The organism is Chryseobacterium taeanense (assembly GCF_900099685.1).
Lineage (GTDB): Bacteria > Bacteroidota > Bacteroidia > Flavobacteriales > Weeksellaceae > Chryseobacterium > Chryseobacterium taeanense.
Genome location: NZ_FNDW01000014.1, coordinates 66626 through 83616, shown reverse-complemented (window position 1 = coordinate 83616; position 16991 = coordinate 66626). Strand labels below are relative to the sequence as shown.

The 16991-nt window shown below is 35.4% G+C and carries 12 protein-coding genes; 6 read left to right on the top strand and 6 right to left on the bottom strand.

Features of this window, described 5'->3' with window-relative positions; translation table 11 throughout:
- Window positions 1-187 precede the first annotated feature (187 nt).
- The gene (gene secD / locus BLR30_RS16245; RefSeq protein ID WP_089861191.1) at window positions 188-3100 is read right to left on the bottom strand and encodes a protein translocase subunit SecD; all 2913 of its coding nucleotides are present in this window, start codon (window positions 3098-3100) and stop codon (window positions 188-190) included.
- 215 nt (window positions 3101-3315) lie between these two features.
- Here secD and BLR30_RS16240 point away from each other — a divergent pair, with 215 nt between their 5' ends.
- Window positions 3316-4677, top strand: coding sequence for a PQQ-dependent sugar dehydrogenase (locus tag BLR30_RS16240; protein WP_089861189.1), 1362 nt, complete (start codon window positions 3316-3318; stop codon window positions 4675-4677).
- Between the two features lie 290 nt (window positions 4678-4967).
- On the opposite strand, the gene hemN is transcribed toward BLR30_RS16240, so the two are convergent.
- The 3 genes from hemN to BLR30_RS16225 all read right to left on the bottom strand — a co-directional run bounded on the left by hemN (window position 4968) and on the right by BLR30_RS16225 (window position 9061).
- Window positions 4968-6326, bottom strand: coding sequence for an oxygen-independent coproporphyrinogen III oxidase (hemN, locus tag BLR30_RS16235; protein WP_089861187.1), 1359 nt, complete (start codon window positions 6324-6326; stop codon window positions 4968-4970).
- 183 nt (window positions 6327-6509) lie between these two features.
- A complete protein-coding gene (locus BLR30_RS16230; protein ID WP_089861185.1) occupies window positions 6510-7520 on the bottom strand; it encodes a WD40/YVTN/BNR-like repeat-containing protein in 1011 nt (336 codons plus the stop codon).
- Window positions 7521-7585: 65 nt separating this feature from the next.
- Window positions 7586-9061: an amino acid permease gene (locus tag BLR30_RS16225; RefSeq protein WP_175443680.1), complete on the bottom strand. Its 1476-nt coding sequence runs from the start codon at window positions 9059-9061 to the stop codon at window positions 7586-7588.
- Window positions 9062-9227: 166 nt separating this feature from the next.
- Here BLR30_RS16225 and pnuC point away from each other — a divergent pair, with 166 nt between their 5' ends.
- The 5 genes from pnuC (at window position 9228) to BLR30_RS16200 (ending at window position 15120) form a co-directional block, all read left to right on the top strand.
- Window positions 9228-9896 carry a nicotinamide riboside transporter PnuC gene (pnuC, locus tag BLR30_RS16220; protein WP_089861184.1) on the top strand — a complete coding sequence of 223 codons (669 nt, stop codon included), beginning with the start codon at window positions 9228-9230 and terminating at the stop codon, window positions 9894-9896.
- A gap of 4 nt (window positions 9897-9900) precedes the next feature.
- Entirely contained in the window at window positions 9901-10476 is a 576-nt protein-coding gene (locus BLR30_RS16215) for a hypothetical protein (RefSeq protein WP_089861182.1), read from the top strand.
- Window positions 10477-10575: 99 nt separating this feature from the next.
- Window positions 10576-11343: a diaminopimelate epimerase gene (dapF, locus tag BLR30_RS16210; protein ID WP_089861180.1), complete on the top strand. Its 768-nt coding sequence runs from the start codon at window positions 10576-10578 to the stop codon at window positions 11341-11343.
- Window positions 11344-11365: 22 nt separating this feature from the next.
- On the top strand, window positions 11366-12391 hold the full coding sequence (gene mltG, locus BLR30_RS16205) for an endolytic transglycosylase MltG (protein ID WP_089861178.1): 1026 nt from the start codon (window positions 11366-11368) through the stop codon (window positions 12389-12391).
- Between the two features lie 167 nt (window positions 12392-12558).
- The gene (locus BLR30_RS16200) at window positions 12559-15120 is read left to right on the top strand and encodes a TonB-dependent receptor (RefSeq protein ID WP_089861176.1); all 2562 of its coding nucleotides are present in this window, start codon (window positions 12559-12561) and stop codon (window positions 15118-15120) included.
- A gap of 52 nt (window positions 15121-15172) precedes the next feature.
- On the opposite strand, the gene BLR30_RS16195 is transcribed toward BLR30_RS16200, so the two are convergent.
- Together BLR30_RS16195 and galE are read right to left on the bottom strand one after the other, a co-directional pair.
- Complete coding sequence (locus BLR30_RS16195) at window positions 15173-15622, bottom strand: adenylyltransferase/cytidyltransferase family protein (protein WP_089861174.1); 450 nt, start codon at window positions 15620-15622, stop codon at window positions 15173-15175.
- Between the two features lie 28 nt (window positions 15623-15650).
- The gene (gene galE, locus BLR30_RS16190) at window positions 15651-16670 is read right to left on the bottom strand and encodes a UDP-glucose 4-epimerase GalE (RefSeq protein ID WP_089861172.1); all 1020 of its coding nucleotides are present in this window, start codon (window positions 16668-16670) and stop codon (window positions 15651-15653) included.
- Window positions 16671-16991: the final 321 nt, after the last annotated feature.

The following is a 16991-nucleotide window of genomic DNA, read 5'->3' as shown; positions in this document are numbered from 1 at the left end:
TTATTTTTTAAAATAAATAAATTAACCATTAGCCTGAAAAGCGAATAATTATTTTGTGCTGCAAAGTGAATTTCAACTACATTAAATTCAACATTCATATCGGAGAAATTGACGGTTAACGATAAATCATTCAACAAAAAAAGCCTTCCATCACTGAAAGGCTTTCTCTTATTTATTGTAGTATAAATTATTTTGAAGCAAGTACTTCTTTGTTCGTCGTCGTTTTACCATGAACTTCTTCTTCCTTTCCGGTTTTTAAGAAGTCGTATGCAATTGCCGATGCAACAAATATTGATGAGTAAGTACCGAATCCGATACCGATTAACATGGCAAACATGAATCCTCTTAAATTGTCTCCACCAAAAATGAAGATTGCTAAAATTACCAAGATTGTGGTAAATGAGGTGTTGAATGTTCTACCCAATGTACTTGAGATAGAATCATCAAATAATCCTGCCAATGTCAACGACTTTTTCTCTCTTAAATATTCCCTGATTCTGTCGAAGATAATTACTGTATCGTTGATGGAATAACCAAGTACGGTAAGAATTGCCGCAACAAAATCCTGATTGATCTCCATATTGAACGGCATATATCTGTGAAGCAGTGAATATGCTCCCAAAATAATAATCGCATCATGGAATAGTGCAGCAACAGCACCAAGAGAAAACTGCCATTTTCTAAATCTTAACAAGATGTAAATGAAAATAATTCCTAAAGCTCCCAATACGGCATAAATACCATGCGTTTGAATATCGTCAGCTACTGAAGGACCAACTTTTTCAGAAGAAATAATTCCCGCATGCTCCTTATCTGCAGATTTGAAATCTTTCAAGGTTGTTCCTGCAGGCAATTCTGATTTTAAACCTTCAAATAGCTTCTGTTCAATAATCTGATCCGCTTTTAAAGATTCATCTTCAATCAGATAATCTGTGGAAATCTTTAATTGTTTATCGTTACCAAAAGTTTTAGCTTCAACAGAAGAGTTTTTACCATCTTCCGTTTTAAACAAAGCGACCAATTTATTTTCAACATCTTCGGCCTTAACGTTTTTATCGAATCTTACCACATAATTTCTACCACCTGTAAAATCAATTCCGTATTTGAAACCCTGGGTAGCAATTGAAATGATACAAACCACCGTTAAAACAACAGAGAAAATGTAAGCATATTTTCTTTTTCCTATGAAATCGATCCAGGTATTTCTGAACAGATTTTTTGTTATCGGAGTCCATACAGAAAGTCCTTTTCCTTTATTTAATCTTGAGAAGATCATTACTCTCGAAAGCAGCACAGACGTAAATAATGTCATTGCAACCCCGATCATCAATGTTAAAGCGAAGCCTTTAATAGGTCCCGTTCCGAAGAAGAACAATACAACAGCCGTTAAGAAAGTCGTTGTGTGACCATCGATAATCGCATTTAATGCATGTTTGAAACCATCTTTATACGCTTCCAAAATGCTTTTCCCTGCGAATAATTCTTCTTTTGTTCTTTCATAAATGATAACGTTCGTATCGACCGCAACAGCCATTGTAAGAACAATACCCGCGATACCAGGAAGCGTAAGCGTAAAGTCGCCGGAATCCATAATCCCAAAAATATAGAATAAGTTGATGATCATTGCAATTACTGCATACACACCAGCTCCTCCATAGTAGAAAATGATATAAACGATAATAATGCTGAATGCAATAATGAATGACATTAAACCAGCATCAATAGATTCCTGTCCTAAAGACGGACCAACTACCGTAGCCTGAACTACTTTTGCTCCTGCTGGTAATTTACCCGCTCCTAAAACATCAACAAGCTCCTTAGCTTCCTCCTGAGAGAAGTTACCGGAAATCTGTGTTCTACCGTTAGGAATTGCATTTACAACGTTTGGTGCAGTATATACTCTGCCGTCAAGGGTCACCGCTACAGGCTTACCAACATTCTTTTCAGTTAATGTTTTCCATTCTTTAGCTCCTTTAGAATCCATCTGCATATCTACCACTACTCTGCTCAGCTCATCATAGCCGATGTTGGCAGATTCAACAGCACCGTCTACCGGAGCTTTCTGATTGATATTTCCTCTGATGGCATATAATACCAAGCTTTCTGCATCAGTTGCTTCCGGCTTGTATCCCCACAAGAATTGTGTATATTTAATATTAGCAGGACGTAAAGACTGAGCTACTTTGCTATTCAAAATTTTGTTTACAGCAGCGGTATCAGACAATTTTACACTTCCTACAGCACTTTGGGTCATCGATTTGCCTCCCTGTAAAATATTCATGAATTTTACATTGTTGGCAACGCCCATAGAATCTCCTTTTGAACTCACCATTGCGGCTACTGTTTCAAAATAAGGATAAACTTCAGGAGCCTGCTGTACTTCCCAGAACTGTAGTTTTGCAGAAGTCTGAAGCATTTTCTTCACTTTATCGATATCCTTCATCCCCGGCATTTCCACAGAAATCCTCGCTGTACCAGGTACTCTCTGAACGTTTGGCTGAATCGCTCCCAATTTGTCGATTCTCGTTCTGATAACTTCGAAAGCCGTTCCTACAGAAGCATCGATTTTTCTTTTAACAATGCTTTTCACCTGATCGTCAGGTGTATTGTACTTTACCTCAGTAAGAGTGGTATTTCCGAAAATTTCCGGATCTGCCAACTTAAGATTCGTACCTTTTGCTTTGTTAATTGCATCGAACTCATCAAAGAAATTGTCGATGTAAGATTTTGTAGAATTCTTCTGAACTTCATCAGTTTTGTTCAAAGCCTCAATAAGAACCGGATTGGTTGAATAATTCGTCAAATCATTCACCAAATCTCTTTGGTTGATTTCCAAAAGAACGTTGATCCCTCCTTTAAGGTCAAGACCAAGTTTCATTTCCTTGTCTTTTGCTTTGGTGTAATAAAGTTTTGTGAATCCAAGATTCAATGTATCCTTAGAAAGTTTAGCAATTTCTTTCTGATACTTCTCCGGATTGTCTCCTGCAATAGCAGTCGCCTGCTTTTCAATTTTGCTGGCGTACCATGTTGGTAATAGCTCGTTTAAGCAAATCAACCCTAGTACAATAGCAACAATTGTAATAAGTCCTTTTCCTTGCATTTTGTTATAACTACGTTAAATTAAGTCGGCAAATATAATCATTTTCTTGTATTTTATGAATTTTTAACAACAGAAATCGTTTATTTTCAGATATATCGGTATTCTTATTTTTATTTAAGATTTAATAATTTTTTGATGATATTTTAATGAATTTTATAATGATTAAATGGTATGAAATTTTCATTCTGATTTAATACACTAAATATCAAAATATTATGAAAAATCTACTTTTTGGCGTAAGCCTTTTTTCTTCTTTCTTTTTTAATGCACAAAGCATTAATCTGGAAGAATTTGCGACCGGATTTACAGCTCCGGTAGAAATTTCTCACGCCAACGACAGTAGAATGTTCGTGGTGCAGCAAGACGGAATTATTAAAATTGTACAATCAGACGGAAGCATAAACGCCACCAACTTTCTCAACATCAGCTCCAAGATCACTTATGGAGGAGAAAGAGGTCTTTTAGGACTTGCCTTTCACCCGCAATACTCTACCAACGGGTATTTTTTTGTGTATTATAATGACATCAACGGTAATATTACGGTAGCCAGATACACCAGAGGTTCAAATCCGGATGTAGCCGATGTCTCTACAGAAAAAATTATTTTAAATCAGCCCAAGCCGTTCGACAATCATAACGGAGGAAGCATTCATTTTGCGCCGGACGGTTATCTCTGGATTGTAACCGGAGACGGTGGAAGCGGTGGCGACCCCAACAATAATGCTCAAAACAAAAATTCGCTTCTAGGAAAGCTGTTAAGACTTGATATCAATTCTACCGGACCGTACAATATTCCGCCTGATAATCCTTTTGTGGGAACAGACGGAGCCGATGAAGTCTGGGCTTATGGGTTGAGAAACGCATGGAAGTTTAATTTTGATACAACTTCTGGCAATGTAATGATTGCCGATGTAGGTCAGGGACAGATTGAAGAGATCAACAGAATGCCATTATCACAGGCGGGAATTAACTACGGATGGAGATGCTATGAGGGTAACAATGCCTACAATACAACAGGATGTGCAGCTCAGTCTACAATGACTTTTCCGGTGGCTGCCTACGATCATTCTGGAGGTAAATGCTCCATTACCGGAGGATATATTTATAGGGGTACACAATATCCTGCTTTACAAGGGAAATATATTTTCGCAGACTATTGTTCTACCCAAATCGGAATTATGAATAATGATGATTCTATCACATGGTCTCCGGCCTTCTCAGGAAATAATTTTTCTACCTTCGGAATCAATAATCAGAATGAGCTTTTCGTGGCAGCAGTGAACAACGGTAAAATATTTCGGGTAACAACATCAACGTTGGCAACAAATGAAAGTGACCTTTCATCTCAGATAAAAATCTATCCGAATCCTGCAACAGGAAAGGTTTTTATTGAAGGAATTAAAGATAAAAATACAATCGTTGAAATTATGAATACTGAAGGTCGAAAAGTTCTAGAGCAGTCGAAAATTGAAAACGATAAGAGTATAAACATTTCCGGAATTCCGGCGGGAATTTATTTTATTAATCTGAATTCCGGAAATCAAAAAGTTTACAGTAAAAAGCTGATTATTCAATAGAATTTAAAGAATAATAAATGAGAAAAGCTCCGGAATTCTGTCCGGAGTTTTTTTCATTTGAAATAAAAAATTGTTTGATTTTAAAAATTCATCCATATAAATCTTAGAAATCACCTGTATAAATTCGGAAAGTTATATGGATAAATGTAAAGATTTATCCATATAAATATTTTCATCGTTTTAATACAGAATTGTAAAGGGTATAAAAACAACGTTGAGTTTTAATAAAAAAGTTTCTGCCTGGTATCAGCAGACAGAAACTTTTCAATAATATTTTAAAGGCATTTTTTTTAAATAGTCATTGAGAAAATCCTGGTTTCAGGTTTATTTCTCATCATTCTAAGATCAAAAACCATTGCTACATTTCTTGTAAATGCTCTTCCTTTTTCCGTAATCTGAATATGATGGCTATTAATTTCAACCAATTCATCCTTTTCCATTTCCTGCAACATTTCAAAGGCATTTTCAAGTTCAGGGAAAGAATTATTTGCATCAAAATTAGTTTCCAGTTGACACATTAAATTCAGAATGTGCCGTCTTACCATAAGATCTTCCTCATTTAAAATATGTCCCTTCACCACCGGAATTTCGCCTTCCTCAACAATTTTCTGATACTCTTCCACTGTTTTCACATTCTGTGCAAAGGCATACCAGGAATCTGAAATAGCAGACATTCCGAGACCTACCATCAACTGGGTTTTACTGGAAGTATATCCCATGAAATTTCTGTGTAGTTTCTTCTGAATCAACGATTGATAGAGATCGTCGTGTTCCAAAGAAAAATGATCCATTCCTACTTCGATATATCCTAAATCCTGAAGCAATCTTTTACCATCTTCATATAAACGTCGTTTTTCCTCGCCACTCGGAAGGTCGTTTTCATCAAAACCTCTCTGTCCTACGCCTTTTACCCACGGAACGTGCGCATAAGAATAGAACGCGAGACGGTCAGGCTTCAGTTCCATCGTTTTACGGATGGTATATTCCATCGCTTCCCAGGTCTGATGCGGAAGACCAAAAACAAGATCGTGGCTAATTCCTGTATATCCGATCTCTCTTGCCCATTCCGTTACTTTCTTTACATTTTCAAAAGGCTGTATCCTGTTGATCGCCTTCTGCACTTTCAAATCATAATCCTGAACTCCGAAACTTGCCCTTCTGAAACCAAGATCATACAACGTCTGAAGATGTTCTCTGGTAGTATTGTTAGGATGCCCTTCAAAAGAAAATTCCTGATCTTCGGCAATTTCAACCGTTTCAAAAATTCCTTGCAATAAGGTTTTTAAATTCTGCGGAGAAAAAAAGGTTGGTGTTCCACCGCCCAGGTGAAGTTCTTTAAGCTTTGGCTTTTCATTAAACAAGTTAAGATAAAGCTGCCACTCCTTTAAAACACTTTCCAGATAAGGAATTTCTACGCTGTGCTGCTTGGTAATTCGTTTGTGACAAGCACAGAACGTACAGAGTGCCTCACAAAACGGTAAGTGGATGTAAATGGAGATCCCTTCTTCTGCATTCGATTCGTTAAAGGTTCTGATTACACTCTGCTTCCATAATTCCGGGGAAAAGCTGCTTTCGTCCCAATAGGGAACAGTCGGATAAGAGGTGTAACGCGGACCGGGAATATTATATTTATCTATTAAAGAATTCATTTCGACATAAAATTTTAATGAACTTTTATCAAAGTTTCATAATGCAAAATTAAAGATATCTGATGAATTTCTAATCATGAAATATATTAGGGTCTTTTTCAGAAATTTATAATGAGTCTAAATACTTAGCCGCAGCAAACTGAACTCATCTTAAAATTTTATCGGAGTAATAACAGATGAAGATCAAAACTTTAATTTCATCACTGAAATCTTATCTTTTCCAGCGAAAACCACCGTATTTGTATCAATCCATTGGCAGACAAAAAATCCTTTCTCATCGGAAATCTTTTTCCATGTTTTTCCGTAATCGGAAGAATAGCTGATGTGCTGATCTCCAACTGCAATAATCTCTTTTCCTTTTGAATTAGGTTTAATTTTAACACAGGTCGTATATCCTGCATTTTTTCCCGAAGCCTGAATTTGCCATGTTTCTCCACCGTCATTGGTTGTTGTGATATTATCGATATTGGCTTCCTGTTTTGTGTAATCACCGCCCACAGCAATTCCGAATTTATCGTCTGAGAAATCTATTGAATAGATTCCCTGAGACGATTCTCCCTGAATAATTGGTGTATTAAAAACATCAATTTTATTTTCCTTGAAATTTAATCTTAAAATTCTCGAAGATTTCCCGCCGGTCGCAATCCACAAATATTTTTTTGTTGAAGCGATATTGGTATTGCTCGCGGCAAATGCTGCTTCACCCGTATTTAGTCTGATATCGTTTTTAAAGAAACTCCATTCTCCGTTTTTATACACTACGAGTTTCAATCTGTTATCATCTGTATCACTAAACGCAAAAGCTAATTGATTATGTACGAAATGAAAAGCGTCATAAAATGCAGCCTTACTTATATCATTAAATACAATTTGGTGGGTAAAATTCTTTTTATCAATTTTAAAAAAACGAGCCGGACTTTCAATATTTGCAGCATAGAAGTAATCCTCATCCTGCGCCAGTGTTCTGAACTGAAGTTTTTCATCAGATAATTTAATCTGCTTTTGATGTTCAGGATCTATCAGATCAACAAACCCGAATTTGGAATCCGTCCCGCTGTACCAGACTTTATCGTCATCTAATTCAATCGCCCTAATGCTTATTTTATCATTTAAAATGGTTTTAAAGCTTTCAATCTGTTGAGAAAATGTAAAGATACCTAAGAACAGAAGTAATAATGGTAAAATCTTTTTCATGATAATATTAATAATAAAATCCTATCAGGAAGATAGGATTTATAAAAAAGTTTATTTTAAAATATTTAATTTTTATTGAGTTTAGAATTTCTCATTCCATAGAAAAAGTAAATTGCTAAGCCAATGACAAGCCAAATCGCAAGTCTTTCCCAGCTTTCGATCGGAAGACCAATCATTAGCCCTACACAAACGATAACTCCTATAATTGGCAATAAAGGAACAAATGGTACTTTAAAACCTCTTACAGCATTTGGATTTGATTTTCTCATCACAATAACTCCGATACAAACAAGACAGAATGCGAAAAGAGTTCCGATACTTACCATATGTCCCAAATCCGTAACAGGTACAAATCCGGCAAATAAACTTACGAAAATCATGAAAACAATGTTTGTTTTCCAAGGTGTTCTGTTTTTATGATGAAGATCACTAAAAAATTTAGGTAAAAGACCATCAGTACTCATACTGTAAAAAACACGACTTTGTCCCATTAACATTACCAACATTACCGAAGTATATCCTGCAATGATAGCAATAGTAAGAGCAGAATTGAGGAAAGTATATCCTGTTTTAGCAAATGCAGTCGTTACCGGACTTGCATCTCCTTTAAAATTAAGATAATTCTCTAATCCTGTTAAAACATATGCAAATAAAACATATAAAATAGTACAAATAACTAATGAACCGATAATTCCGATTGGCATGCCTTTTTGCGGATTTTTTGCTTCCTGTGCTGCTGTACTTACTGCATCAAAACCAATGAATGCGAAGAAAACAACTCCTGCACCACGAAGAATTCCGCTCCATCCGTAATGCCCGAAATAATCGCTTTTAAAAAACTCCATGAAAGACATTTTCCCTGCGCTTACCATCGATTCTCCTTCGTTTACAGGAATGAAAGGAGTATGATTCGCACTATTAATAAAGCCCCAACCAAGTGCTATAAATACTAAAACAACGGTTACTTTTAATACTACCAAAAGGTTGTTGAGAAAAGCAGATTCTTTAGTACCTCTTATCAAAAGTAAAGACAACAAACAAACAATTATTATTGCAGGTAAGTTGATGATTCCCGCTGATTCGTCCCATGGGCCGTGCAGCAGTGAATTCGGTAAATCTATTCCGAGCTGGTGTAAAAATTTGGTTACGTACTGAGACCAGCTTACAGCTACTGTTGCTGCTCCTAAAGCATATTCAAGAACCAGATCCCATCCTATAATCCAGGCAATAAACTCACCCATTGTAGCGTAAGAGTATGTATAAGCACTTCCTGCAACAGGTATCATCGATGCGAATTCCGCATAACATAAACCAGCGAAGGCACATCCTAAAGCGGCCAATATAAATGAATATACAACTGCAGGACCTGCATTATCTGAAGCTGCAATTCCTGTTAAAGAAAAAAGTCCTGCGCCAATGATAGCACCAATTCCTAAAGCAACAAGAGATGTCGCACTAAGGGTTTTTTTAAGGCCCTTTTCATCATCCGATGCTTCAGCAAGGAGCTGAGTCAATGATTTTTTCTTCCAAATTTTATACATATTTTCTAATTTAATTAAAGATTTACGAAAATATAAAAATTTTAGAAACCTTAACGTTTATTAATAGATTTTCATCATTTATTTTAAAGAAAGAAATATAAAAATCTGATTTTCATATTATTTAAATCATTTTAAAGTATCTCTTTTTTTGTTTATTTTTGATCTTATGAATCTATATGATCTTTTCGTAAAACCCTACGAAACATACACTACGTTGCAGATTTTCCTTGAAGCATTTGCTGCCATATTCGGAATTTTAAGCGTTTATTTTTCCATTAAAAAAAATATATGGGTTTATCCTACAGGAATCATTTCTACCCTTATTTATGTTTATATTCTTTTCAATTTTGGACTGTTGGGAGACTGCATGATTAATGTATATTATACAGTAATGAGTATTTACGGATGGATTTTATGGGCGAAAAACTCAAATGACCATATTCACGTGGAAGTTTCATGGGCTTCAAAAAAAGAATGGTTTTACGGGATTTTACTTTTTGCTTTAAGCTTAATCTTAGTAACTGTAGTATATTACTATAAACCTTTCATTGATAATCAGTTTTCAATGAGAAACATTCGACTGGGTTTGTATCACCTCGACTGGGGCAACTGGCTGGATGTTGTTACCACTTCTATTTTTCTTGTAGGAATGTGGTTCATGGCAAAAAGACGTGTTGAAAACTGGATTTTCTGGATCATCGGAGATTTTATATGTATCCCCATGATGATTTATAAAGGTCTCGGTATCACTTCGGTTCAATATTTGGTATTTACTATAATGGCAATCCAGGGCTTTATTACCTGGAAGAAAAGTTTAAGAACAAAAAGTACGTAAAGTCATGAAAAATTTATTAAAAATAGCATTCAGTGTTGTCGCAATTGCAGGTTTAGCATCGTGTACAGCCTACGCAGATCCGTACGCAAGTACGTATGGAGATCCTTATTATGATAACGGATATTATTATGCTCCGCAAGGATACTACGGAAACGGAGGATACTGGGGTAATGATGGATATTATTACCGAAATAATATGAATTACTACTATGATAACGGTATGCCATATTATTACCAGAATTACAATAATTCGAGAAGAAAAGTTTATATTGAAAGAAGATCCGATGGTGAGACCACTTCCGCCAGACCTAATAATGGTTTCCGGGGTAATTCCAACAATGGAGGATTCAGAAATAGCAACAGGCAGAACAGGAATCAGCAATCTGATAGTGGATTCAGGAATCAACGCCAGAAAGCACCGACTCAGCAAAACAACAGCGGATTCAGAAATAACTCCTCGAATAACTCTTCCAATACAAACTCTAATAATGGTGGATTTAGAAACAATTCAGGATCGTCGACTCAGCAAAGTTCGTCTCAACCGAATACCAGGAATACAAATAGCGGAGGATTTAGATAAAACGATTATAAATAAGAAAACGGACAGCTAACACTGTTCGTTTTTTGTTTTAATTGCACTAATTTTGTATGTTTAATTCAGATAAATCAGCTATTAGATATGGAATTTTATAAATATCAGGGAACCGGAAACGATTTTGTAATGATCGACAACCGCTCCGGAGAATGGAACGATCTTTCAATTGCCGACATTCAAAAGCTTTGTGACCGCCGTTTCGGTATCGGCGCGGATGGGTTGATTAAAATAAATTCAGCAGAGAATTTTGATTTTGAAGTAGATTATTATAACTCGGATGGCTCGAAAAGCTTTTGCGGAAACGGAGCGCGCTGCTCGGTTGCCTTTGCTTTTTTTCTTGATATTTTTGAAGGAAACTGCAAATTTTTAGCAATTGATGGAGAACACGTGGCAGAAATTCATAATGGTGTGGTTAAATTAAAAATGTCTGACGTGGAAACCATTTCCAGCGATGGGAATGATACCGTTATGAATACCGGTTCGCCACATTATGTAAAATACGTTGAAGATATTGTTAATTATAATGTATTTGCGGAAGGAAACAGCATCCGAAATTCTGAAAATTACAAAGAAAAAGGAATCAATGTGAATTTTGTGGAAAAAATTAATGATGATAAAATTTTCGTAAGAACCTATGAACGAGGCGTTGAGGATGAAACGTACAGCTGCGGTACAGGAGTTACGGCTTCAGCTTTAACTTTTCTTCAAAATAACAATCTAATCTCCGTAAAAGTAAAGACTTTAGGCGGAAATCTTAAAGTATATGCTGAACAAAATGGGAACACTTTCAAAAACATATGGCTGGAAGGCCCTGCAAAACAAGTTTTTAAAGGTAAAATCGACCTTATTTAAGACAAATATTAATTAAGATTAAATGAAAAAAGCTATACTCACCATTATTCTGCTTGTTTTTGTGATAGGTGGATTTTTTGGTTTTAGATTTTATACTAAATATTACGGGAACAATATTAAAAAAGACGGCTATGTTCTGATTCCCCATAACGCAAATTTTAATCAAATTCTTGATTCTGCAACACAATATGTAGATGATAAAGAAGCATTTGAATCCGTAGCTAAAGAAAAAGAATTGGATAAGTATTTCAAAGCGGGTCGTTATCATTTTCAGAAAGGTTTAGGAAATGCAAAACTTGTGAATATGATTAAAGCCGGAAACCAAAGTGAAAACAGCTTCAGGATAGGTGACTTCGGAGATGTTTATCAGATGCTTGGTAAAGTCACAAAAAAAACAGAACTGGATTCTTTACAGTTTGTGAACGGCCTGAGTACAATTGCCAAAGAGAAAGGCTACAGCAGTGCAGAAGATCTTAAAAAATATTTCTTTATTGATACCTATAATTTTTTCTGGACGGTGACTCCTCAGGAATTTTTCAAAAAATTCAACGATCAGTATAATGAATTCTGGAATTCAGAAAGAAAAGCAAAAGAAGAACAGTCAGGTCTTACAAGAGATCAGATTTATGCTTTGGCTTCCATTGTTTATAAAGAATCCGGAGGAAAAAAAGATGAAATGAAAACTATTGCCGGATTATACCTGAATCGTTACAGAAAAGATATGAAACTACAGTCGGATCCGACGGTAATTTATGCCATCAATAAGCAGACTAATTTTAAAGAACCTATCAAAAGAGTTTTCTATAAACATTTATCTACCCCTTCACCATATAACACGTACGCTAATAAAGGTATTCCTCCGGGACCGATCTGTGTGGTGGATAAAAATTCTGTAGATGCAATTTTAAACGCTGAAAAAAACGATTACATCTTTATGTGTGCCGATCCCGCAAGATTAGGATACCATAAATTTACGGCAAGTGCAGAACAACACGCCATTAACGCTAAAGCGTATCAGGACTGGCTGAATTCTAAAAACATAAAATAATAATCATATTAACTTTTTTTTAACAATTTAATAATTAACATTTCGCTTTTTTAAGCGACATATATACCATAAATAATAAATTAGGCTTAATATTTGAAATCAAAAAGAGATTGATAATTTCATAATATTAAGAGAAATCTTTCACGATTTTACACAAAAAATACCTTATGAATCAGACGGAAATCATTAACATTTTTACAAGAAAAACCTTAGGGCTTACTTTTGTACTTTCGGCAGCAGCGTTGGCTTTTGCACAGGAGAAGGTAGGTATTTCCGGGTCGGTCGTCAGCAAAAACAACCAGCCCGTTCCTTATGCCTCTGTTACGTTTAGTAATAAAACGAATAAGCAATTCAGTGATGCTGCACTTACCGATGAAAAGGGGCAATACAAGCTTGACCTCACACCCGGACAGTACGATATCACCATTGAGGCAATCGATTACAAAAAGAGTGTTGTTACGAAGCAGATTGCAACTGCCGGCAATATAGGAGCGCTTTCCATTGATCCTGAAACAAGTGCTACGAATCTTAAAACAGGTGACATTCAGGGTGTAGTTATCACAGCACCTTCAACAAAGCCATATAAAGTTGAACTCGACAAAAGAACATACGATCCTTCTCAGGATATTGTAAGTAAGGGAGGAAATCTTCAGGATGTACTTTCCAACGTACCGTCGGTTTCTGTGGATACGGATGGTACCGTTTCGATGCGTGGTAGTTCTAATGTAAGATTCTTAATCAACGGCAAGCCATCAGCATTATTGGGAATTGATGATGGCGCCAATGCTTTACAAAGTATTCCTGCTGACCAAATTGAAAGAATTGAAGTAATTACCAATCCTTCTTCAAAATTTGAAGCGAGCGGAACTGCAGGTATTTTAAACATTATTTTAAAGAAAAATAAAAAAACCGGTTTTAACGGAAGCGTTACCGGAACACTGGGATATTTGCCTCAAACCAACCTTAACACCAACCTTAGCTGGAGAAAAGGAAATCTTACCTGGTTCCTGAATGGTGGTGGTGGCTACAGAGAATCTAAAAATACCAGCAGAAACGATGATTATTTCACCAATGCGGTGCTTGATGATGATTTGGTACAAAGAAATACCGATTCTGAAAACAACAGTAAGAACAACAATTATAATGCTTCTGCTGGGCTTGTATATGACATTACGGATAAAACTTCTGTAAATGCTTCAGGTACTGTAAGAACTTTTGATAATGAAAGTGTAGGTAATATTGATTATTATTACGATTATTTTAAAGATCCTAACAGTACTTCCAAAAGGATAACGTTAGGAGCTAATAATAATCTCGCATTTCAAGGAGATTTCGGTTTAGACCATAAATTTGATGATAAAGGACAAAACTTATCGTTATCATTGAGCTTACAAAGAAACAGATCCTATAATGATACAGATATCAGTCAGACTGGAGTGTTAGATTTGAAAAATATTGTAAATCAGAATACGATAAACAGATCCGTAATTGCCAAGGCAGATTACGAACTTCCAATTGGAGAAAATTCTAAACTAGAAGCTGGTTACAGGTTAGACATTAATAATAACGATTACAGCAATGATGTACAACAGAGTACGGAAGAACCTCCTGTTTTCTCTTTTCTGACACCATATACCTATGATGCAACTTATAAAGAAACTTTTAACGCTTTCTACTTACAATTTAGAAGTAAAATCGGAAATCTGGGATATCAGTTAGGATTAAGAGATGAGCTTTCCAATGTGGATATTTTTTATAAAAATTTAGTACCAAACAGTCCGGCTCTTAACACTACAAAAAATTATAACAATTTATTTCCTAGTGTTTATTTAAGCTATGAATTTGCTAAAGATAATCAGTTATTATTAAACTATACAAGGAGAATTGACCGTCCGAGATCGTTCTTCATGATTCCTAACCCGAATTATAATGACAATCAGAATATTTTTGATGGAAATATTAATCTGAATCCTTCATATGTTGATTCTTATGAATTTGGCTACAGTATTTCCAAAAGGAAATTTACGATCAATCCTACTTTGTATTACAGACATCAGACTGACGATACTAAAATGCTAGTATATAATAAATTAGCTGAAGATGAAGATGGAAATATCATGATGCCTAAAGTGATTGAATCTCATACAAAACCTATTAACTTGGGTACTGATGACCGTTATGGACTGGATTTAAACTTTAACTGGGACGCAACCGGTTGGTTGAAATTACTTGGAAATCTAGATTTATTCGGATACAACACCAAAGGAAGTACGCTTTATGATACCTTTGACAAATTAGGAAATCCAATTCAGGCAGTCGCTAATTTTGAAGGAAAAGGACTTTCAACGAGGGCAAGACTTACCTCTACATTTAAAGTTGACAAAACATTCAGTTTACAGCTACAAGGATTCTACAGAGGAGGTCAGAAAACAGCATATCAGGAAAGGAAAGACATGTATGCCATTAATTTTGGCGCATCAAAAACCATCTGGAGCGGAAATGCTACAATTTCATTTAACATCCAGGATATCTTCAATACCAGAGCAATGCGATCTACTACTTACACAGCAAATAGTGTCAGAGATTCTTATATGCAATGGCAACCAAGACAGTTTGCACTTTCTTTTACTTATAGATTCAAGCAGGGAGAGAAAATCGAACAGCCTAAGCGTAAAAAAGACATCAACTCCAATGCTACAGGAGACGATCAACAGGGAGGACCAATGTAATCCTTTCTATATATACAACAAAAATCCCGAAACTTATTATTTCGGGATTTTTTTATTTTGCTTCCGCATGGGAAATCTTTTTTAGCTCTGCCTCATAAATTCTTTTTCTCAGATCGCTTGAGGAAAACCGATGATCTCTTTTATTATAAAAAATTTCAATTCCTTTTTCTTCGCAATATTTTTTCCCTGTAAAGTCGCGGTCAAGATAATCGTCTCCGATAATTCTCACGTCAATCACAAAAGACTTTAGAATATCTTCCAAATCCTGCTCGGTGTAATAAGGAATTATTTCATCTACAGCATCTACTGCTTTCAGCTGAATATATCTTTCAACAATAGTCTGCGTAGGTTTATTCTTATTAGGACGATCATGCGAAGGATCAATCTGAAGACCTACAATTAAATAATCACAAACCGTTTTGGCTTCCTCAAGCATCTTGATATGGCCTGCATGCAGCAAATCGAATGAGGAAAACGTAATTCCTATTCTTTGTGTTTTCATATATTTTTTTTATTATAATTTAACTTCTTTATTTTTTTGTCTCCAGATACTTCTGCCATTCCCAAACCGTTTTTAGTGCTTCTTCCAGAGTGGTTTCAGATTTCCAGCCGAGTTCTCTTTCTGCTTTATCTGCATTGGCGTAAGCGATTGTAATATCACCTTCTCTACGATCACAGACCTGATAAGGAACTTCTACATGGTTTGCAATTTCAAATGCTGTAACGACCTCTAAAACTGAAGAGCCTTTCCCTGTGCCAAGATTATAGATATCAACCACAGTGCCATCGGATGTAATTTGCATTAATTTTTTTAATGCCGCAACGTGAGCTTTGGCAAGATCTACCACATAAATATAATCACGAACCGCTGTACCATCTTCAGTAGGATAATCATTTCCCCAGATATTAAGTTTTTCACGGATGCCGGCTGCCGTCTGCATGACGTAAGGTACTAAATTATTCGGAACTCCTATAGGTAGTTCTCCGATTTTGGCAGAAGGATGCGCTCCGATCGGATTAAAATACCTTAATAAAGTAATTTTACGTTGGTAAGCTTTAGCGAAATCAATTAAAATTTCCTCTCCCATCTGTTTCGTCTTTCCGTAAACGCTTTCCGGCGTTTTCAGAGGAGTATTCTCATCAATCGGCATCGTATCGGCCTGGCCATACACCGTACATGAAGAACTGAAAATAAAGTTTGAAATTTCTCTTTCTTTAAATTCCTGTAAAATATTAATAAGTGAGAACAAATTGTTTTCGTAATAGTCAACAGGCTTTAGCTGGCTCTCTCCCACTGCTTTCGATGCGGCAAAATTAATACAGCCTTCAATATTATGGGCATCGAAAACCTGAGTCAGAAGTTCTCTTCTTTTTAAATCAAAAGGATAAAAAACAGGCTTTCTACCTGTAATTTCTTCAATATTTTTTAATATAAATTTCTCGGAGTTCGATAAATCATCCACAATAACAACTTCAAAATTGTTATTCAAAAGTTCTACAACCGTGTGCGAACCGATATATCCTAAACCTCCTGTTACAAGTATTGCCATTTTTTAATTATTATTTTTTTAATCATTGTGTGTTCCTATTTCTTCTATTTCATTCTTCTTTGGAGTATGCTTAAAATAATTTATCAATAATGTCGGGACTATTAAAAACATGAAAAGTGTAATTATAAAAGATTTAAGATAAGTTTTCCAAAGTTCTCCATAATTCATATAAAAACTTAAAGAGCCTAAAATTATTATCAAAAAACTTGTAATATTTAAATATGTAAACATTTTTTTTGATTCCTTAAAAATATATATAAATGTTACTATTAATAGTACAAATACAATAAAATTCAGAAAATATGCAAAAGATCTGAATTT